Here is a 20,667-nt window from a genome sequence, read left to right on the forward strand (position 1 = left end):
ACGCATAAATAAATATTTAAACATAAATTTCAAACACATATCGTTATAATTTAAATATAATCACATTTTGTGTTGACACCACAAAACACAAAATGTGATTATTACTATCAGCACAAACAAAGAGCCTTGCTGGAGAGATGGAATGAGAGCATTAAGCTAGCCACTTTTAATTGATAACGCTCAGAACGATGGTGAAACACTGCAAGTTATCTTAGAGCTTTTATATGACAAACATAGAGAGCTTAGCGAGCAACAGGTGAGTGCATTAATTGGTGTTGCGTGGAACCTAAGCAGCGGTATTGACACCTATCTTACAGCCGAGCTTGACCGTCAATGTATTTAAGGGGGGGGGGATGAGTATTGATATTGATTCGTTGCTTATTTCGGTAGTTAGCAGAAAAAAAACGACAGAAGAGTTAGAGGTAATAAGTGGTACAGGCTCGTGTATTGTAGAGGCATTCACCGATGGAATAGCAGCTATTGGAACACTTGCTTATTGGGCTGCTGATAATAAAACCATGGAAGAAGATGAAATGCGCACAGCCCTTAAAGGTATTGGCATATTCCTTTCAATAGCTGCTCCATTGATGGATAAGGTTGAATTTATTACCACCGAAGCATATGGCGAAGTTCGTGACAGGACTAAAGGCGGGTTTAAAAATGAATCCAAATAAAATCGACTACAACTGCATCAGCGAAAATGAAATCATAGACGATGGCGGTATTGATGCAGCATTCCAGTTAAAAGACTTGCCTGTATACGTAGTCTATCGGCACGGACGTTATAAGAAATGTTTCAGTCGTGATACAGCAATCAACCGTCTGGCGCATTTCATGACTGAGAAAGTTTACGCTCGCGCTGGTATCAGGTCTCACCAACCAGACACACGCATTGTTCGTAATGGTGTAGAAATGTGGCAACGTGGTGAAGTATTACCAAAATATCGGGAAGCACACGCGCGTTGTGAACGCCGTATACGCCGATTGCTCGCGCATAAACGAAAAATAAAGGACTGGCAAAAACGTTATGACGCATGGGTTGCGAAACGTGACGAGTTAATGAAGTCCAAACCGTATTAATTAAATAACTTAATCAATTTTAATTACAGCGCCAGCGCTGGGGAATCCCCTACTCTAAAATCTGTGGAGTGTTAATTGTGAAAAATAACAAACCATTCAGCCAAATTGAATTTGAACGCAAACGAATATCACGTTTATACGTGGATTTTTGCCAGCGCCATTATGGTAGCAGCATGGCAATCATGAAACTTGAGAACGGTAGTAAAACCACCGTGGAGGTTTCAGAGAATAACGTTAATGCCTGCATGGTGAAGTATATCGAGAATGCAGGAGTAGAAGAGTTTGGACTTGACGCAGCCACCAGCCAGATAAAAACGCTCTACATCAACATGCAAAATAAAGACGGTAGCAAGTTAACGCCTCTCGGCGTCGAGGTGATGAGTGAAATTATTTTGGCTGCTGTAACTGATGCTATCGACAATAACGGCGCTAATGTTCTGGAGGTGGGGAATGCCTAAAATAAAATCGCCGTTGACATTTAATCGTAAAGCTACTAGCCCCAACCAACGACTTCCTTTTTTTAAAAAAGCTAAACGCGGAGAGTTAAGGGGTGGTTTTTGGGCGGTACCAGAAATGGGAGGATATGGCGGAGGATGTGAAACAGGAAAAGATTTAGCCCTTATTTACCTCCTGCATTTGAAAAACCACGCTCAATTTTCTGGTGGAATCCTTCAGCGTATAGCTCTTGATATGCTTTTAGATGATGAGTCCTCGATAAGCGATAGCCTACAAGGGCAAATTGTCGGTTTCTTTTGCCAGATTGAAGAGATACTTATTTCAACTTCAAAACATATCAATCCAAAACAAACCGAGGATGAATTATTGAACTTGGCTAATAAGGGGCTATATGGATATAACCAAGCCACCGAAAAATACGCCAAGGAAATAGAAAACGAGAAGGAGACAAATCATGTCTCATGAAATAACGCTAGAGCAAGCAATGGAGCGAGCCGAACAAGCAGAGGTTATAGCCAACCTGCTTAAACATTACCCGAACCGGCTTGAAAGCAATGAAGTTAGCGCAATCGCTGGTTTACTGGCTCGCTTAAGTGGAAATGTTTTTTGCTGGTTATCAGACGAATTAGCTGAGCGGGAGAAAAACAATGCTTAAGCAGATCTCGACCATGCAAACAACATTAAATATGCCAACCGACAAAGCACGCGAGGTGGTTCGGCGTGCCAGCAAGCGTGGTGTCGTAACCCTAACCGGGCATCGCGTACCGCTGCGTATCTATAGCCGGGCTATGCAGGTTCTTAACCGTTTACAGCGGGGATCTATATATCCTCGGCACACATATCAGCATGGCTTTCTTTCCCTGCGTATCGGCCACCGCTGGCGGCTGTTATCGAAGGATGGCGGCCATCATTGGGAAGTGATGAGCCACCAGCGCTACAACAAAGAATTAAAGGTGCGGGCATGAAAGTTGATTACCAGGACAAAGGGGCTATAGCCACGATCACTATCACCAGCACCGTCTTTGAGTTCCGCAAGCACAATCGGGTGATAGATGCCGTTCTATTTGCGGCAAATGTCAAAGTGGTGCGATCGGGCTTGTTTCTCATGAAGTCGGTTATTTCTGGTCCATCAACGGAAATGTTACGGGCATATAAGACGGTTGTACGGGAGGCGGCAATATGAACACACCCAATATAGCCGGAACGCTTGAAGAGCAGCACCAGCTAGCTCTGGAATGGACTTGTGAGGCGTTTCTTATTCACCAGGTTGCCATGCATCGCCGTGCGATCTACCGCCATCGTTACGGGGATATAGCTATCTGTTCGATTGCGCTACAGGGGTTTATTGATACCCACCTTGAAGATTCCGGGTACTCAATGGAACGCCGCTTCAACTGGTACATGACGATATTGGATACAGCTCACGAGGATGCGGTGAAGCATGAAAGTTTTCTCGCTTATTGGGGACAACCAACAAAGTTAACGCACGGCGGGATTCACTGGTTCAACTGCCTGCTGGATCAATTCGGTGACATGGTGCAAGAGCTTGGCCCAGATGTCGCCCGTAAGTTAATGGGAGGCGAAAGTGAAAAATCGCATTGATGTAGAAAGCTTGAACACGATCGGAGAGCTGCTGATTGCCCTATCAAGCATCAACCAAAGCATTGGTGATATCGCTATTCAGTTAGAACTTGGCAGGGATCGTGATGATGCTTGGCGCTTCCGGGCTGGTATAGCGAAGAAAAAATGCGGAAAAGTGCGCCGAGCCATCTGCGACAAATTGGCGATCCTGCGCCAACGGGAAAAAGAAGCTGTCGAGGCAAACCGCCACCATCATAACGAATATCTGATTGATGAAATGAAGCGGTATTTTCCAAAAGCGGCATTTCTGGCCTGCGTACATCGAGCAAAGCTAAAGGCGGAGGTTAGCCATGGCGAATAAAAAAGAATTGTCTGTACTTGAGAAGGTATTTACCTGCGAGATCCGTGGCGTGGCTTTCCAGTCAAAATCAAATCTGGTAGCTAAACTTGTTGCTGATGGGCTATTGGAGTACCGGAAAGAGAGTGAACAATCACCATTCGGCCTGATGACGTGGGAACATTATGTTTTGACCCACGCGGGGCGAATTGCATACGGTGCAAGTTGTGGGGATGCGGAGGTGAACGGTGCCTAATAAAACCGAAAGCGGTATCATCTCGGATGAAGACATTGAAATGTTGACCGGTTATAAAATTCCGTCAAAGCAATGTGAATCCCTGCGTGATGCTGGGATATTCTTTGTAACTCGTAGAGATGGTCGCCCAAGTACAACGTGGGCGCACTTCAACGACCCGTTGTCGCATCGACATAAAACGCCATGCGATGACAACTTTCAACCAAACTTCGGAGCGCTGGACTGATGCCAAGAGCACGAAAAAACAAGGATGATACCTGGATGCCCCCAAGGGTGTATATCGGGCGGTCGGCATATGAGTATCACCCCAAGGGCGGTGGGAATATCCGCTTATGTGACAAAACTTGTACTCAGGCGCAGGTGTGGACAGCCTGGGAGGCGCTCATTAATGACCGACCTGATGATTCATTACTCTCTGGGCTAGTTGAACGTTTTTTCAAGTCAGGTGATTTTGTTGAATTGGCAATTGAAACACAAAAAGATTACAGGAAATATTCGCAAAAAATCCTAGCAGTATTTGGTCAGATGCCCTCGGACTCAATCAAGCCTGAGCATGTTCGTAGGTATATGGATAAACGTGGCACTAAAAGCCGTACCCAGGCAAACAGGGAAAAGGCTTTCATGTCCCGCGTTTACCGTTGGGCCTATGAGCGGGGTCTGGTGAAAGGAAACCCGACCAAAGGTGTCCGCCAATACAAAGAAACGAGTCGTGAGCGTTATATCACTGATGATGAATACCAGGCGCTTTATTCAATTGCTCCAGACGTTGTAAGGGTTGCTATGGAGCTGGCTTACCTTTGCTGCGCCCGGCAGAATGACGTTCTCGATATGAAAAAAAGTCAACTGGTGCCAGATGGTATTCTGATCAAGCAGAGTAAAACCTCGGTAGCACAGATAAAAGGATGGAGCCCGCGACTTCAGGCAGCTATAGGTATTTCTGAATCGCTCCCTAATACCCCAGGGATGAGCAGCCTATACATCATACATCAGCCATCCGGCAGTAAGTATTCAAGGGACGGATTTAACAGCCGCTGGAGAAAGGCAAAACAGGAGGCTAAAGAGAGATTTCCGACACTAAGTTTTGATTTTACTTTTCACGATCTAAAGGCGAAGGGAATTTCTGACCTAAAGGGCAATCTCTACGAAAAACAAGCCATTTCAGGGCATAAGAACGTAGAACAAACCGCGCGATATGATCGAAAAATTTCGATTGTTCCCGTAGTCGGTGGGCAGTAACGGAAGCATTAATATTATGAAGGTATATTATGAAATGACAGATAAAAAACAAAAAAACCACCTTGCGGTGGCGTAATAATATTTATAACTAATTGTTTTTATTATCTTAAATCGATGGTGCCCGGGGCGGGACTTGAACCCGCACAGCGCGTACGCCGAGGGATTTTAAATCCCTTGTGTCTACCGATTTCACCACCCGGGCGAAAATTGGAGGCGCGTCCCGGAGTCGAACCGAGGTGGGCGGATTTGCAATCCGCTGCATGGCCACTCTGCCAACGCGCCTTTATTCTGCCTATTGACCTGATACTTCTGGTCATATCAACAAGTTTTCACTTATAACTTATTGATTAAATAAGATTTTTTCATTTCCGTTTCAGGAATGGACGCTATTATGGACTGGTTACGTGCTGATGGCAAGCCCTTTGTCGCCGGGATAAAACCGAACGCTCAAAAGCTCACCACGGCAGCCCATTATTTACAACTCTCGCTGTATTTAACAGCAAAATGGTTGTTTAGTCGGCACAAATTCATCAGTCCACTGCATAGCAATGTCATCATCCTGAGTCAGCGTCAATGCCGGGTAACGACAAAAACGTACAACATCGCCCACCACCAATAAACCTGGCGACTGAGGTTGATACTGCGCCAGCAGTCTCGGTAATGTCGCCAAGGTTGCGGTCAGTAGCCGTTGTTGTGGCTGAGTGCCACGCTCAATAATCGCTAACGGCGTGGTGCCTGCCATACCATGCGCAATCAGTTGCTGAGAAAGTCGATTGGCATGGCTCAATCCCATATAGAACACTAACGTCTGTTCGCCTCGCGCCAGCATCGGCCAATCAAGTGCGGGTTCTCCCTCTCGGCTATGTCCGGTAATAAAACGCACAGACTGCGCACAATCGCGGTGTGTCAGCGGCAATCCGACTGCGGCAGCGCACCCTGTAGCCGCCGTGATACCCGGCACAATACAGCAGCGAATACCCTGTTGCTGCAAGAAGTTCATCTCTTCTCCGCCGCGTCCAAAAATAAACGGATCACCGCCTTTCAGACGCACCACTCGCTGCTGCGCTTGCGCCAACTCCGCCAGCAGTTGGTTGATCTGGGTTTGCGACAGTGGGTGACGTCCACGGCATTTGCCAACGTCAATACACAGTGTCGTCGCAGGTATCAGTGTCATAATCTGCTCGGAAACCAAGCGATCGTGCACGATAACATCGGCCTGCTGGATCACACGCAATGCCTTGATCGTTAACAGCTCGGCATCGCCAGGGCCAGCGCCCACCAGCCAAACATCGCCAGGATTAACGGCCTCTCCTGCCGGAATCGGGCAGTTTTTCGTTACTTTTTTCATCTGTTACCTTTACCCCGTTATCCAGCGTGCTGTAAGGCGATGGTTTCACCGTGTTGTCGTATCAATGCTTTAAGCTCAGGAATACAGGAACCGCAGTTGGTGCCGCATTTGAGCTGAGTGCCTAACGCTGCCGCCGTCTGGCAGCCACCGCGTATTGCCTGCATAATCGCCCCCTCCCCTACACCAAAACAGCTGCATACGGTGGCGCCCATTGCATCTTGTTCAGTGCAGGCGCCGCCAGACAGTAAAATTCGGCTGCGCTCCGCAAGCGGTAAATCGTCATTCAAAAGCGTCTCATAGATCACTGCGCTTGCTAGCACCAGCGGTTCGCGTTGTGCGTAAAACGCCATCACAGCCTGCTGACCTTGCCAACCAACGGCATAGAACAACCCATCGCCACTCTGTGCCCATTGATAGGTCAGTTGCTGAAAGGTGCTCGCCATCGATGCGGTGTAACGCGCCAGCCATTGCCAACCGTCACCGAAAGGCTCACGCTCTGCCATACGATAATGACTGATACCCGTTGCCGTGATTTTGCTCCAGTAACCACAGGGAGGCGGAGGCTGTTCCCCCAGCAGGAAAATTTCGCCAAACCAGCGTGTGGCCCACGGCTGGATGCGTATTCGCGCGTGTTTACTTTCCGGTTGTCCTGAATGGGGATCGGTTACTGGCGCAATCAGGCTCCCTACGCGAGCTTGTCCACTAAACTGTTGATTCCAATGCATCGGAACAAAAACGCTGCCACGCTGTTGCCCGCTGTCCAACTGCGCCTTGGCTAACATCCATCCGTGCGCTGAGCTCAATCGCACAATCTCACCGGCGTGTATACCGTTGTCGGCAGCATCCTGCGGGTGCATCTCACAATAGGGTTCACTCAGGTGACGCAGCAAACGGGCGGCTTTTCCCGTTCGCGTCATGGTGTGCCACTGATCGCGAATACGCCCAGTATTGAGTATCAATGGATATTGACGGTCGGGGGCTGCGGCAGGCAGGCTGGGTACAATAGGGATCAACCGCGCTCGCCCATCAGGGTGCCAGCATCGCCCCTCACTGAATAATCGCGCGGTTCCTTGAGTTGCATCCGCGGTGACCGGCCATTGAACCGGCGCTAACGCGTGCCATTGCGCATCGCTTAATGTTGCCAATGCGCTGATATCAAACGCACGCGTACCGTGATTCTCAAAACCAGACAGCGCTGCATGTTCGCGAAAAATCTGTGCCGGATGGGTATAGGGAAATGCGGCGGTGAAACCCAGGCGCTGTGCAACCTGGGTGAGTATCCACCAATCCGCGCGCGCTTCACCGGGCGATGGCAGAAAAGCCCGCTGGCGCGAAATACGCCGCTCTGAGTTAGTCACGGTGCCGTCCTTTTCTCCCCACGCCAATGCGGGCAGCAGCACGCGCGCGCATGCCGTGGTGTCGGTATGGCGCATAACATCTGAGACGATCACCAGCGGGCAGCGCTGTAGAGCACGCCGCGCCCGATCGGCATCCGGTAATGAGACCACCGGGTTGGTCCCCATAATCCATACCGCTTTCACTTCGCCTTGTTCAATCGCCTGAAAGAGCGGAACCGCGTTTAACCCAGGGTGTTGGGCCACACGGGTTGTTCCCCAGAAACGTCCAACGCGATCGATATCCTGCGGCGTAAACCCCATCTGCGCTGCCAGTTGGTTGGCAAGACCCCCGACTTCCCGTCCCCCCATCGCATTCGGTTGACCGGTTATCGAAAACGGTCCACTGCCGGGATACCCCAGCTTGCCGCTAAAAAGGTGGGCATTGATGATGGCATTGCATTTATCACTGCCGGAAGACGATTGATTGATCCCCTGCGAATAGACCGTCACCACGTTATCCGTGTCGGCGAACCAGCGGTAAAACAGCGTAATCTCTTGCTGTGACAACGCGCAAAAATCGGCGGTCTGTTCCAGTGTCCAGCGCTGTGCATGATCTAACGCCGTCTCGCCGTCGGTCAGGTCGAGATGGCCGCGCCGATCGTGCTGTGCCAGATAACGCAATAATCCATTGAACAACCCCGCATCGCTGCCGGGACGCAGTGGCAAATGCAAATCGGCAATATCGCAGGTTGCCGTTCGACGCGGATCGATAACCACAATGCGCAGTGCGGGCCGCTGTTGCTTCGCCTGTAACAGACGTTGATACACCACCGGATGAGCCCAGGCGGTGTTGGACCCCACCAACACCACCATGTCCGCTCGTTCGATGTCCTCGTAACTGCACGGCACCGCATCCGCGCCAAAGGCGCGTTTGTAACCCATCACCGCCGATGCCATACACAACCGAGAGTTGGTATCCATGTTGGCGCTGCCGATAAATCCCTTCATCAGTTTGTTGGCCACATAGTAGTCTTCGGTCAACAGTTGGCCTGATCCGTAAAACGCCACCGCCTGCGGACCGTATTGATCGATAATGGCACGCAACTCATTCGCCACCTTATCCAGCGCGTTATCCCAGGCAACGCGTTTGCCGTCGACCATCGGCCACAGCAGACGGCCCGCCAGATCGAGCGTATCACCCAGCGCCGCACCTTTGACGCACAACCGCCCAAAGTTCGCCGGGTGCGCTTTGTCACCGCTGATGGCAACCTGCCCTTCGGCTGTCACCTCCGCCAGCACACCACAGCCTACGCCGCAGTAGGGGCACGTGGTGCGGCAGGTGTTCATGATGCCTCCGCGACAGGCGAAAACGATGCCATGGCGCGATGTGCCACCCAGATTTTTCCCTGTTCGACTTTCACCGGCCAGGCGCGAACCCGCAGGCAGTCATTATCAGGACTGATGCCATCTTCAAGCCGAATGCGTTGTTTATAGAGCGGCGAAATAACCACAGGTTCACCGTCAACATCGCCAACAATACCGCGATACAGCACGTTGACCGCGCTCCCCGGTTCATGGTTGTCCAGCGCATAGATGTGTGGCACCGACCCCGCCAGATGGAACAGGGCGATTTGCTGTTCCCCCACACGTGCCGCCATGCCGGCGTTGGGTGGAATATCCGCCACGGTGCCGACGCAGGTCCAGCCTTCTGTGGTCAACGTCGCTTCAGCTGTAGGTATCGGCAGTGCATCGCGCGGTGCGGGGCGAGGTTGTCCGCGCTCAGCAATCTGCACCACACCTTCATCGGGCACATCGCTATTGATAAAGCCACGAAACAGCGCCAGACGATCGGGGCTTTCCAGCGTGGTGCGCCATTCGCATTGATAACTCTCCACCACCCGTTGCATGTCACTTTCCAGCGTGTCGGCAACGCCCAGCACGTCATCAATGACAACCTCGCGCAGGTAGTCGATACCGCCTTCCAGATTATCCATCCAGGTGCTGGTGCGTTGCAGGCGATCGCCGGTTCGGATGTAAAACATCAACAACCGGTCGATAAAGCGGATCACGGTGTCAGTATCCAAATCACTGGCAAATAAATCCGCATGGCGCGGTTTCATGCCGCCGTTACCGCAGACGTAGAGATTCCAGCCCTTATCCGTAGCAATTACGCCAATGTCTTTGCTCTGCGCTTCAGCGCATTCACGCGTACAGCCGGACACGGCCATTTTGATCTTATGCGGGGCGCGCAATCCCTTGTAACGGTTCTCCAACCGGATAGCCAGAGCGGTAGAATCCTGCACACCGTAACGGCACCAGGTTGATCCCACACAGGATTTCACCGTGCGCAGCGATTTGCCGTAGGCGTGACCGGTTTCAAACCCGGCGTCGAGCAATTCCTGCCAGATAGCAGGCAACTGTTCGACCCTGGCCCCGAACAGATCGACTCGCTGACCGCCGGTTATCTTGGTGTAGAGCTGATAACGCTGAGCCACCTGTCCAATGGCGATCAGCGCCTCGGGCGTGATCTCTCCGGCGGGAATGCGCGGCACCACTGAGTAGGTGCCGTCTTTCTGGATGTTGGCAAAGAAACGATCGTTGGTATCCTGCAAAGGCAGATGCTGCGGTTGCAGCAGATAGTCGTTCCAGCAGGAAGCGAGTATCGAGCCAACCAGCGGTTTACATATTTCGCAGCCACGCCCTTGCCCATAGTTGGCAATCAGGTCATCAAAGGTGTGGATGTCATTGACGCGAATCAAGTGATATAACGCCTGACGATCGTAAGCAAAGTGCTCACAGATGTCCTTTTTAACCTCAACGCCAGATTGCGTGAGCTCATGCTCCATGACCTGTTTTACCAGCGCCACGCAGCCACCGCAGCCGGTTCCCGCTTTGGTACCGCTTTTTATCGCCCCCAACTCATGGCAACCGCTCGCCACTGCCGCACAAATATCCGCTTTGGTAACATTATGGCAGGAGCAAATCTGTGCGGTTGCAGGCAAGGCGGCTACGCCCAGCCCTTTCGCCGGTGCGCCTTCGTGCGTGGGAAGAATAAGGGTTTCTGGATGCGCGGGTAGCCTCATGTCGTTGAGCTTCATTTGCAGCAGCGTGCTGTAGTCGCTGCTGTCACCGACCAACACCGCGCCCAGCAAGTGCTTGCCGTCCTGCGACACCACCATGCTTTTATAGACTTCACGTGGACCATCATGCCACTGATAGTGTCGGCTACCCACGGTTTTGCCGTGAGCATCACCGATAGACGCTACCTCGACGCCCAGCAGTTTTAATTTGGTGCTCATATCGGCACCGGTAAAGGGTTGATTCTGTCCGGCGAGGCTCGCCGCCACGCTGCGTGCCATCTGGTAGCCGGGTGCCACCAGCCCAAATACCTGCTGTTTCCAGCAGGCGCATTCACCAATGGCGTAAATGTTGGCGTCAGACGTTTGCCCGAGATCGTCAATCACAATGCCGCCGCGCGCGCCGATCTCCAGTCCCGCGTCACGGGCCAGTTGGTCACGGGGACGAATGCCTGCGGAGAACAGCACCAGATCGCTCTCCAGCTCACTGCCATCGGCAAAGCACAGGCGATGGCGTGCCGCCGAACCATCCACAATCGCCTGTGTGGCTTTCCCGGTATGCACCTGCACACCCAAGGCCTCAATCTTGCGCCGCAGCATCGCGGCACCGCCGTCATCCAGTTGCACCGCCATCAAACGCGGCGCGAATTCCACCACGTGGGTTTCCAGCCCCAGTTGACGCAGGGCATTGGCCGCTTCCAGCCCCAATAACCCTCCGCCGATAACCACGCCACTGTGCGATTGCGCGGCACAGTCAGCAATCGCATCGAGATCGTCCAGGGTGCGATACACCAGGCATCCAAGACGATCGCTGCCTGCCAGCGGCGGCACAAAGGGATACGACCCTGTTGCCAGCACCAGTTGGTCATAAGGCGTTTCTCTTCCCTGAACATCGATTACGCAGCGGCGCTGACGATCGATGGCCGTCACTTCGCACTGGGTACGCAGTTCGATGTCATGACGTTCAAAAAAACCCGCTGACACCATAGAAAGATCGTCAGCGCTGCGTCCGGCAAAATATTCGGACAGGTGAACCCGATCGTAGGCAGGGTAGCGCTCTTCGCCAAAAACAATGATGTGGTACTGCTGATGCAAACCACGCTCGACCAACTGCTCAAGAAAATGGTGGCCGACCATACCGTGGCCAACAACAATCAATACAGGTTTACTCATCATACGACTCCTCGCAGACTGCGGCACGGCTTCAACCGCCGTGGAAGAGAGACCAAATAGCAGAGGAGCAGGCTCAAGGGCTGTCCCCGCCTTCATCACCGACAACAGATGTGCACTGTCCCCGGCATCACCGAACAGCAGCGCGCCACGCAGGCGTCCGGCGCGAAAAATCAGTTGGCGATAACGCAGCGTCAGCGGATCAAACAGCGTGTGTACCTCGTCATCCGTCTGCGGCGTCAGCTCACCGGCACTGACCACCTCAATCCCGGTGACTTTGAGGCGCGTTGCCAGCATTTCTGAGTGATAATCCTCGACGGGGTGTCCCGCTAAACGCTGCGCCAATACCTGAGCCTGCGCCAGACAAGGTGCAACCAGCCCAAACGTTTCTCCCCGCAGCTCACAGCACTCGCCTAGCGCGCTGATCGCGCTATCCTGCGTGCGTAACTGCCCATCGACCAGAATGCCTCGCGCACAGGGCACACCGCTGTTACGCGCCAGTTCACACTCCGGCTGAACGCCGGTCGCCACCACCACCAACCCGGCAGACAGGCAGCGGCCATCGGTTAGCTGCACCTGTTCCACACGGGGGTTTCCCCGCAGCGCGGCGACCTCTGTCGACATGAGGCACTGGATGCCCCGTGTTTGCAGCGTCTGCACCAGCAGCGCGCTGGCTGTCGCATCCAGTTGTCGGTCCATCAAGATCGAGGAACGATGCACTAGCGTCACCGGAGCCCCTCGCTGCCGCAGCGCTGCCGCCGCTTCAATGCCGAGCAATCCCCCACCGATCACCACCACGGGAACCTTGGCACTTACCGCAGCAAGCATGGCTTCGACATCTTGCAGGGTGCGAAACCCCACGACACCCGCCAGGTGAACGCCGGGCCACGGCGGCATCATCGGACGCGCCCCGGTGGCAATCACCAGATGGTCATAACCGGTTTCACCGCCTGACGTGACGACACAACGCCGTTCACGATCAATGTGGTATACGGCTTCCCCCAGGCGGTAACAAATACCGTGCTCGGGTGCCACTGCGGGCAACAGGATCTCCGTAAAGGATTTTTCGCCGCCCAGCACCGGGGAGAGCATAATGCGGTTATAGCTGGCGCAGGGTTCAGCACCGAACACCGTGATCCGAAAACACGGCTCTGCGGCGTGCAGCAGGTTTTCCACCAGCCGGGCGCTGGCCATGCCATTACCGATAATCACCAGTCGCTTCATGCTGCTACTCGCTTATCAGGCTGCTTTGGGCTGTTTTTCATACAGAAAATAGAGCACCTGCTGGCGATACTGGTGGTAGCGCGCATCGTCTGCCAGCGTGACGCGAGATCGCGGACGAGGCAGATCGACGGTCATGATCTCTCCCACCGTAGCCGCCGGACCGTTGGTCATCATCAATACCCGATCCGACAGCAACACGGCTTCGTCCACATCGTGCGTGATCAACACAATCGTGGTGTTAAGCCGTTGCTGAATGTCCATCACGGCATCCTGCAAATGCGCGCGCGTTAACGCATCCAGCGCACCAAACGGTTCATCCATCAGCAGCACTTTGGGTTTCATCGCCAGCGCGCGTGCAATGCCAACGCGCTGCTTCATGCCGCCGGAAATCTCGTTAGGTCGCTTGTCGCTGGCGTGACTCATATGCACCAGATCAAGGTTGTGCAAAATCCAGTCATGGCGTTCCGCTTTGCTCATGGCGCGACGCAGCACCTGATCAACCGCTAGCTCTACATTCTGGTAGGTGGTAAGCCACGGCAGCAGTGAGTGATTCTGAAACACCACGGCCCGCTCCGGTCCCGGCCCGGTGATTTCGCGGTTATCACACAGCAATCCGCCGTCACTTGGCGCAGTTAATCCGGCGATCAGGTTGAGCAAGGTGGATTTGCCACAGCCTGAGTGACCAATCAGGCTGAGGGTTTCACCGGCCTGAATATCAAAGCTGACGTTGTCCAGGGCCAGAAACTCGCCGCTGGCGGTCGAAAAGCGCTGGCTCACCTGTTGGACTTGGATAATTGGCGTTGATGACATGGCGATATCCTCTTATTGGTTGTCGTAACTAAAACGTTTTGCCAGCAACATCAGCCCCTGCTCCAGCAGCAACCCCACAACGCCGATAACCAGAATAGCGATCAAAATGTTTTCCACGTTCAGGTTGTTCCACTCGTTCCAGATCCAAAAACCGATGCCAATGCCCCCGGTCAGCATCTCGGCGGCAACGATCACCAGCCAGGCAATACCGATAGACAGGCGCACGCCGGTTAACACATGGGGCAGCACGGCAGGAAACAGGATTTTCCACATCAGGTTCCATTCGGAGAGGTTGAGCACGCGCGCGACGTTCAGGTAATCCTGAGGAATACGGCGCACACCTTCTGCCGTGTTGAGGATCATGGGCCAAATCGAACAGATAAAAATGGTCCAACTAGAAGCGGGTTCTGCGCGCTGAAACAGCAGCAAACCGATCGGCAACCAGGCAAGCGGGCTGACCGGGCGCAGCAGTGCGATAACCGGGTTGAGCATGCCAGCGAGAAAACGAAAGCGGCCAATCATAAACCCGGTGGGGATCCCCACCAGTGCGGCCAGCCCAAACCCGATAGCGACGCGTTTCAAAGAGGCCAATACGTTCCAGCCAATGCCCTGATCGTTAGGGCCCGCGACATAAAAAGGATCGGCGAACAGCACGGCGGCTGATTGCGCCGTCTGCCACGGCGTCGGGAATCCTTCACTATTGAGCGCGGCCACTTGCCACACGCCGAGCAGCAGTACGATGCCCAACAGTGCCGGCAATATCGCCTGCGCCAGACGCCTGGCCTGAACCGGCCAACGAGGCGTCCGTGATGCTGGCGCGGAAACCGGGGGCGACGATGTTATGGGGCGAGCGGTCTCCGGGAGTGAGAGCACCTGCGCGCTGTGAGGCTCGGTTTCCACAACCTGTGCCACAATAGGAACAACCTGTGCCTGAACTTTCATGGCTAGCCTCGCTTATTCACACTAAAACCGTTGGCGTATCCCACCGGATCGCTGCCATCCCAGCGAATGCCGTCGATGAGCGTACTGCTGCGCATGTCGCTGCCCGGCAGCGGCACATTGCCCACGCTGCTGGCAGCCTGCTTGTAGAGTTCGGTACGGTTGATTTTTTTGGCTATCGCCAGATAATCCGGATCGCTATCGAGCAACCCCCAGCGCCGGTGCTGGGTCAGAAACCACATACCGTCAGAGAGATAGGGATAATTCACCGCTCCGTCGCGGTAGAAGCGCATGGCGTGATCGTCTTTCCAACGCTTACCCAAGCCGTTGTCGTAATTGCCCTGAATACGCTCGACGATCTGCTCCGCCTTGGTATTGACGTAGGCGCGTCCGGCAATAACGGCAGCCGTTTCACGCCGATTGTCATCGGAAGCATCAATCCAGCGCCCGGCCTCCAGCACCGCGGCCGTCAGCGCACGGGCGCTGTGCGGATTTTCATCGACCCAGGCGGCGCGAGTGCCTAATACTTTCTCGGGATGATCGGGCCAGACCTCTTGCGACGTCGCGGCAGTAAAACCGATCCCTTCGCTGATGGCACGCTGGTTCCAGGGCTCACCCACGCAGCAGCCCACCATGTTGCCAATCTTCATGTTCATCACCATCTGCGGCGGTGGCACCACCACGGTGCGGATATCGTTAAACGGATGGATACCCGACGCGGCCAGCCAGTAGTAAAGCCACATGGCATGCGTACCGGTGGGAAAGGTGTGCGCAAAAGTGTGTGTGCCCGCCGGACTGGCGGCGATAAATTGCTTCAGTGACGTCCCATCGGTCACACCGGCATCACGCAGTGCATTCGCCAGCGTAATGCCCTGCCCGTTCTGATTCAGGGTCATCAGCACCGCCATATCGTGCTGTGGACCCGCCAGCCCAAGCTGCAAGCCGTAAACCTGGCCGTAGAGAATATGCGCGGCATCCAGCTCGCCGGAGACCAGTTTGTCTCGCACGGCAGCCCAGCTCGCCTCTTTACTCGGCACGATGCTGATACCGTATTTTTTATCGAACCCTTTTTCTGCGGCCATCACTACCGAAGCGCAATCGGTCAGAGGGATAAAACCTACGCGGATCGTGGTTTTCTCCGGTGCGTCAGAACCGGCCGCCCAAACGCTATTCATCAACCCCGGTAATAAAAAACTTCCGCCGAGTGCGGCACTTCCCGCGAGAAACTGGCGGCGGGAAAATGATGTGTTGTTTTTCGTCTCACTCATCAACGCGACCCTTACGTCAACAGCCGGTAGGACTGTAAAAAACAAAAAAGGCGTCCATAAGCCATGCGCGAACGCATGCTGATGGACGCCTTTGCCCGTGTTCCCCAGCTACCGCCGTTGGCAGAAGAGGAGCACTTAATCATGTTTACTGTACGAATCCGTTGCGATCCCCGAGGTTTCGCAATGATTCATCGCTGCACGAAGTTAAAAGCAACAACCATACCAACATCGGTTTAACACAAAAAAAACTGCAAATAGTGTGCGCTGAAACAGCGTTAACACCATAACTTGCAGGGAGATAACCTTCACAACGCTAACGGCAAGGCCATTGCCAGCGAGCAGCCAATCGCTCTATAAGCTGAAATATGACGCACAGGATTGCACACTAATCTGGCAACGCACGCACGATTAGTGTGCATATAAAGCCGCTGACGACGGCGTCAGGGAGGACTTTGGAACACATCGGCCACCGCCAACATGGCAGTGGCAATCTCCACCAGCTTTTTATTTTGACTCATCGCCAGACTGCGCAGCGTTTTATAGGCTTCATCCTCCGTCATGCCGCGATGCTGCATCAGCATGCCTTTGGCACGGTCGATTTGCTTGCGCTCGGTTAAGGAAGCGCGCATCTCGGTCAGTGCGCTATCGAGGCGTTGCAATCGACGTGATTGCGTCTGCACCAACGATAGCAAAGAGCGCCCCAACTGCGGACACACCCCATCGCTGCTGATCCACTGGGCTGCACTCTGTGAGGTCGCCATCTCTTCACCCGGCATAAACACCGAATAACCATGCGCATGGTCCTGTTGCTGTTCAAGCAAGCTTTCAACGCTGGCGGCCTGATCGCGGCAGGCCGCTTCTGCGGCCGCGATACGCTGCTGGCACAGCGCCATCAACGTGTGCTCCAGGGCATCTTCCAGGCGTTTCATCCCATCGATACGCGCCGTCGCCAGTGCGAACCAGCGCATGCTTTCCCCTGCATTTATCGCGCCCGCTGCCGTGCGCGTGCAGGCAATACGCCGCAAGCGCTCAAACTCGCGATCGGTGCCCAGTTGCTGCCAGCGAGCCTTGTTGTCATCATCGGCAAAATCGACAAAGGTATCGAAACACCGTTCTTGCCGTTCAATCAAATCCAGCAACGCCTGCTGGCGATCCGGGGTAAATGCGCCGGTGGCAAAGGCTGCCGCACCTAGCGCGCGCTCTTGTCCGGCAAACTCTTTGCCCTGCATAAAGCTGAACATGGCAATCAGCGCCCGGGCAATGCCCGGCTCTGCGGCGGTATCAGACACCTCAAAAACCAGCGCCAGCAGGTGACGAATGGTATCGTTGAAGGCAGTCATCACGTCTGGCTGAGACAGACTGCGCTGCCGTAGCTTTTGGCGTAATGCCGGCAGCAAACTGAGGCTGTAAACCACACTCGCCGCCCGGCTGAACAGTCGACTCGCCTGAGGCAGCAAATCGGTGCGTTGTTCGAGTTGCAGCAGATGGGCCATCACCTGCGCTTGTGCCACACCGACATCCTGCTCGCGCAATCTCAGCTCGTCAGGCGCCACGCTCTGTTGCGCACACAAAAACAGGTTCGAGGTTCCGCGCTCCCGTTGCAGCATATGCACCAGTTGGCTTATTTTGCCAACCAACTCACCGCTTTGCAGCAGGCAGCGCAGGCTGTTCAGTTCACACTGCCGCGAGGTCATCAAAAATTGCAGGGTGGTTTCAGGGTTCGCTACCATCAGATTACTCCGCGCACAGGCCTTCTCATCAAACACACTGCTATCACAGCGGTGAGACAATTTATTGCAAAGATCGAGTATTGCAAAGATCGAGCCAACCTGTATCACACTGCAAATAAACAATGTTGCACAGAATAGTGTGACAGCAATCAAGCCGGTAAATAGGCAATAATGTTATTTACTGACAGGATAATTCGTTGCGTTGTGGAGTGGTATTATGATGAACCATTTAGAGCTACAAGCCTTACGTCAACTCTTTTTTATGAATATTGAGGAAGCGGCCACCTATATTGCCAACGGCGCTGAAAGCGAAAGCTGGCGTTTATGGGAAAGTGGCTCACAGCCGATACCCACAGACGTTATTGATACGCTGGCGCTGATGAATAAAAAACGCAAGCAGCGGCTCAATGCCATCATCGAAAAAATCAATAATCGCATCGGGAATAATACCATGCGGTTTTTTCCGGATTATGCTGACTTTCGCACCGTCTATACCGAAGGTGATTATATTGAGTGGAAAATATACCAATCTGTTGCCGCTGAACTTTACGCGCACAACCTGGAACGGTTATGTTAAGGATAATAAATGACTCATTCGATTATTTTAGTCGGCCCGCGTGCATCCGGTAAAACGACGGTGGGCAAAATGCTGGCAGCCCAGCTGCACCGGCATTTTATAGACACTGACGATGTAGTGCAAAAACAAACGAATAAAACCATCGCGCAAATCGTGGATGAGCAAGGCTGGGATCATTTTCGCGAAATCGAAAGTCAGATTCTCAAAGACGTTATGTTGGGTGATGCCGTGGTAGCAACGGGCGGCGGGATGGTGATATCGGAAAAAAACCGTCATTATATGAAAAATAACGGCATGGTGTTTTACCTTGCCACCTCTGCCGATACCGTGGTGGCTCGACTGAAATCAAACCCAGCGGTCAGTCAGCGCCCCTCACTCACCGGCCTGTCTATTACTGAAGAAATCACCGGAATTATTAAAGAACGCGATCCGCTTTATCAGGAAAGTGCACATTACGTCATTGATGCCAATAAAGATAAGACCGAGGTATTACAACAAATTTACGCGCTCTGCGTTCCGTTATAATCGGTAGCAAAATGATAAACAAAAATCTATTTTCATCACGCCCGAACTCTCTATTGAGAGATAAATCACAAATCAACCACTTTATTACGCGGGAGAAAATCACCATTACCCTCAAGAGAAATTAATCAATAGCGCATCGTCTGCCTGGTGTTACATATCCGTATCTTTTTCATTGAGTAAATAGAAAGGTATATCGGGGTTTTCAGCATAAAAATTAACATCAATAACATTTATCGGGTTTGCCGATAGAGACAATCTATGAATTAATAAAAAAAAAGGAATTATTCATTTCCCGAAGGGATTGTTAGCATTAAAACATCTTAAAAACCGGCCGTAAATCTGTAGGTTATGTCAATTGAACACGACAGGACACCAAGATAAGACTGGTATTATGCATCAGGGCAGGAAAACGACAGAGTTTCCTTTTTCACTCAGGCGTTTTTCTCACAAGGCTAACTATGAAAAACAAATATATACCAACCGCCTTCGGATTATATCTCAATTATCTGGTGCATGGCATGGGCGTGATATTAATCAGCCTGAACATGCCGCATCTGGAGCAACAGTGGCAGACCGACGCCGCAGGGGTGTCCGTGGTGATTTCATCGCTGGGCATTGGCAGACTGAGCTTGCTGCTGCTGGCGGGGATGTTGTCCGACCGTTTTGGCCGTAAGCCGTTCGTGTATCTGGGGATGGTATGTTATCTCGGCTTTTTCGTTGGCATTCTCGGCTCGCACAGCATTGCTGCCGCCTATTGCTTTGGCTTTCTCGCCGGGATGGCAAACAGCTTCCTCGATTCCGGCACCTACCCGTCACTGATGGAAGCGTTCCCCTCTTCCCCCAGCACCGCTAACATTCTCATTAAAGCCTTTGTCTCCAGCGGACAGTTTCTCCTGCCGATGATCATCAGCCTGTTGGTATGGGCAGACCTGTGGTTTGGTTGGTCGTTTATCATCGCGGCGGGCATCATGCTGCTCAATGGCATTTGCCTGTTCCGTTATCCATTCCCGGCACATCCGGGAAAAGCGGCACAGAAACCCCTGGCTGCCGACGTTCCTGTGACACGCACGACCACACAACACGCCTGCTCGTTGGTGGATCTCACCAGCTATACGCTGTATGGCTACATCGCCATGGCAACGTTTTACCTTATCAGCCAATGGCTGGCGCAATACGGCCAGTTTGTGGCGGGCATGAGCTACACCATGTCAATCAAACTGCTCAGTATCTACACCGTTGGCTCTCTGCTCTGTGTGGTGATCTCCGCTGTGTTAGTGAGAAAAACTGTCAGTTCGACATCACTGTTGATGCTCTACACGTTTATCTCTTTCGTGGCCCTGCTGGGTGTGTGCCTGTATCCCAGCCCGAACACCGTTATGGTGTTTTCTTTCGTGATTGGCTTCTCCGCTGCGGGGGGCGTGCTACAACTGGGGCTAACGCTGATGGCAGTACGGTTTCCCCACGCCAAAGGCAAGGCCACCGCGATTTACTACAGCGCAGGCAGCATCGCCACCTTCACGATCCCGCTCATCACTGCCAGACTTTCACAAACCAGCATTGCCAGCATTATGTGGTTTGATACCGGGATTGCTGCCGTCGGTTTCTTGCTGGCGTTGTTTATCGGCTACCGTAATCGGAAAACGCGCGACAACCTTCTTACCGAGGATGAACTTCAGGTTGACGATGCGCTGCGTCGTCCATCCTGATACCGCTCCG

The 20,667-nt window shown here is 53.0% G+C and carries 22 protein-coding genes and 2 tRNA genes; 15 read left to right on the top strand and 9 right to left on the bottom strand.

Translation table 11 applies throughout. The features are described 5' to 3' along the window. Positions 1-353: 353 nt before the first annotated feature. From J5069_RS07620 to J5069_RS07675, 12 genes are all read left to right on the top strand, one after another. Positions 354-674, top strand: coding sequence for a hypothetical protein (locus J5069_RS07620; protein WP_264643251.1), 321 nt, complete (start codon positions 354-356; stop codon positions 672-674). Further along, positions 661-1,080 (top strand): hypothetical protein, encoded by a 420-nt coding sequence (locus J5069_RS07625; RefSeq protein ID WP_264643252.1) that lies wholly within the window; start codon positions 661-663, stop codon positions 1,078-1,080. The genes J5069_RS07620 and J5069_RS07625 overlap by 14 nt, the downstream gene beginning before the upstream one ends. Positions 1,081-1,157: 77 nt before the next feature. Next, the gene (locus J5069_RS07630) at positions 1,158-1,538 is read left to right on the top strand and encodes a hypothetical protein (RefSeq protein ID WP_264643253.1); all 381 of its coding nucleotides are present in this window, start codon (positions 1,158-1,160) and stop codon (positions 1,536-1,538) included. Next, a complete protein-coding gene (locus J5069_RS07635; protein ID WP_264643254.1) occupies positions 1,531-2,001 on the top strand; it encodes a hypothetical protein in 471 nt (156 codons plus the stop codon). Before J5069_RS07630 ends, J5069_RS07635 begins: the two co-directional genes overlap by 8 nt. Next, on the top strand, positions 1,991-2,191 hold the full coding sequence (locus J5069_RS07640) for a hypothetical protein (RefSeq protein WP_264643255.1): 201 nt from the start codon (positions 1,991-1,993) through the stop codon (positions 2,189-2,191). Before J5069_RS07635 ends, J5069_RS07640 begins: the two co-directional genes overlap by 11 nt. After that, entirely contained in the window at positions 2,184-2,501 is a 318-nt protein-coding gene (locus J5069_RS07645) for a hypothetical protein (protein WP_264643256.1), read from the top strand. Before J5069_RS07640 ends, J5069_RS07645 begins: the two co-directional genes overlap by 8 nt. Beyond that, the gene (locus J5069_RS07650; RefSeq protein WP_264643257.1) at positions 2,498-2,719 is read left to right on the top strand and encodes a hypothetical protein; all 222 of its coding nucleotides are present in this window, start codon (positions 2,498-2,500) and stop codon (positions 2,717-2,719) included. Before J5069_RS07645 ends, J5069_RS07650 begins: the two co-directional genes overlap by 4 nt. Continuing rightward, on the top strand, positions 2,716-3,138 hold the full coding sequence (locus J5069_RS07655; RefSeq protein ID WP_264643258.1) for a hypothetical protein: 423 nt from the start codon (positions 2,716-2,718) through the stop codon (positions 3,136-3,138). The genes J5069_RS07650 and J5069_RS07655 overlap by 4 nt, the downstream gene beginning before the upstream one ends. After that, on the top strand, positions 3,122-3,478 hold the full coding sequence (locus J5069_RS07660) for a hypothetical protein (RefSeq protein WP_264643259.1): 357 nt from the start codon (positions 3,122-3,124) through the stop codon (positions 3,476-3,478). Before J5069_RS07655 ends, J5069_RS07660 begins: the two co-directional genes overlap by 17 nt. After that, positions 3,468-3,710 (top strand): hypothetical protein, encoded by a 243-nt coding sequence (locus J5069_RS07665; RefSeq protein ID WP_264643260.1) that lies wholly within the window; start codon positions 3,468-3,470, stop codon positions 3,708-3,710. Before J5069_RS07660 ends, J5069_RS07665 begins: the two co-directional genes overlap by 11 nt. Continuing rightward, positions 3,703-3,936 carry a DUF4224 domain-containing protein gene (locus J5069_RS07670; protein WP_264643261.1) on the top strand — a complete coding sequence of 78 codons (234 nt, stop codon included), beginning with the start codon at positions 3,703-3,705 and terminating at the stop codon, positions 3,934-3,936. Before J5069_RS07665 ends, J5069_RS07670 begins: the two co-directional genes overlap by 8 nt. Continuing rightward, on the top strand, positions 3,936-4,946 hold the full coding sequence (locus J5069_RS07675) for a tyrosine-type recombinase/integrase (protein ID WP_264643262.1): 1,011 nt from the start codon (positions 3,936-3,938) through the stop codon (positions 4,944-4,946). Before J5069_RS07670 ends, J5069_RS07675 begins: the two co-directional genes overlap by 1 nt. A 115-nt stretch (positions 4,947-5,061) precedes the next feature. Here the strand turns inward: J5069_RS07675 and J5069_RS07680 are convergent. The 9 genes from J5069_RS07680 to J5069_RS07720 all read right to left on the bottom strand — a co-directional run bounded on the left by J5069_RS07680 (position 5,062) and on the right by J5069_RS07720 (position 17,849). Further along, positions 5,062-5,148: transfer RNA gene (locus tag J5069_RS07680), tRNA-Leu, on the bottom strand. A gap of 6 nt (positions 5,149-5,154) precedes the next feature. Next, positions 5,155-5,228, bottom strand: a tRNA-Cys gene (locus J5069_RS07685). 211 nt (positions 5,229-5,439) lie between these two features. Then, positions 5,440-6,294, bottom strand: coding sequence for a uroporphyrinogen-III C-methyltransferase (gene cobA, locus J5069_RS07690; protein ID WP_264643263.1), 855 nt, complete (start codon positions 6,292-6,294; stop codon positions 5,440-5,442). A gap of 17 nt (positions 6,295-6,311) precedes the next feature. Next, positions 6,312-8,978 (bottom strand): nitrate reductase, encoded by a 2,667-nt coding sequence (locus tag J5069_RS07695; protein ID WP_264643264.1) that lies wholly within the window; start codon positions 8,976-8,978, stop codon positions 6,312-6,314. Continuing rightward, positions 8,975-13,102: a nitrite reductase large subunit NirB gene (gene nirB, locus J5069_RS07700; protein ID WP_264643265.1), complete on the bottom strand. Its 4,128-nt coding sequence runs from the start codon at positions 13,100-13,102 to the stop codon at positions 8,975-8,977. Before nirB ends, J5069_RS07695 begins: the two co-directional genes overlap by 4 nt. A gap of 15 nt (positions 13,103-13,117) precedes the next feature. Continuing rightward, positions 13,118-13,912: an ABC transporter ATP-binding protein gene (locus tag J5069_RS07705; protein ID WP_264643266.1), complete on the bottom strand. Its 795-nt coding sequence runs from the start codon at positions 13,910-13,912 to the stop codon at positions 13,118-13,120. 12 nt (positions 13,913-13,924) lie between these two features. Continuing rightward, positions 13,925-14,854: a nitrate ABC transporter permease gene (gene ntrB / locus J5069_RS07710; protein WP_264643267.1), complete on the bottom strand. Its 930-nt coding sequence runs from the start codon at positions 14,852-14,854 to the stop codon at positions 13,925-13,927. A gap of 2 nt (positions 14,855-14,856) precedes the next feature. Further along, the gene (locus tag J5069_RS07715; RefSeq protein WP_264643268.1) at positions 14,857-16,119 is read right to left on the bottom strand and encodes a CmpA/NrtA family ABC transporter substrate-binding protein; all 1,263 of its coding nucleotides are present in this window, start codon (positions 16,117-16,119) and stop codon (positions 14,857-14,859) included. Between the two features lie 440 nt (positions 16,120-16,559). Beyond that, positions 16,560-17,849 (bottom strand): nitrate regulatory protein, encoded by a 1,290-nt coding sequence (locus tag J5069_RS07720; RefSeq protein ID WP_264643269.1) that lies wholly within the window; start codon positions 17,847-17,849, stop codon positions 16,560-16,562. A 220-nt stretch (positions 17,850-18,069) separates the two neighbouring features. On the opposite strand from J5069_RS07720, the gene J5069_RS07725 reads away from it, so the two are divergent. From J5069_RS07725 to J5069_RS07735, 3 genes are all read left to right on the top strand, one after another. Beyond that, positions 18,070-18,426, top strand: a complete 357-nt coding sequence (locus J5069_RS07725; RefSeq protein WP_264643768.1) for a YdiL family protein — start codon at positions 18,070-18,072, stop codon at positions 18,424-18,426. A gap of 9 nt (positions 18,427-18,435) precedes the next feature. Then, positions 18,436-18,951: a shikimate kinase AroL gene (gene aroL / locus J5069_RS07730; RefSeq protein ID WP_264643270.1), complete on the top strand. Its 516-nt coding sequence runs from the start codon at positions 18,436-18,438 to the stop codon at positions 18,949-18,951. A gap of 458 nt (positions 18,952-19,409) precedes the next feature. Then, a complete protein-coding gene (locus tag J5069_RS07735) occupies positions 19,410-20,657 on the top strand; it encodes an MFS transporter (RefSeq protein ID WP_264643271.1) in 1,248 nt (415 codons plus the stop codon). Positions 20,658-20,667 lie beyond the last annotated feature (10 nt).

This window comes from Candidatus Symbiopectobacterium sp. NZEC127 (assembly GCF_025962675.1).
GTDB lineage: Bacteria > Pseudomonadota > Gammaproteobacteria > Enterobacterales > Enterobacteriaceae > Symbiopectobacterium.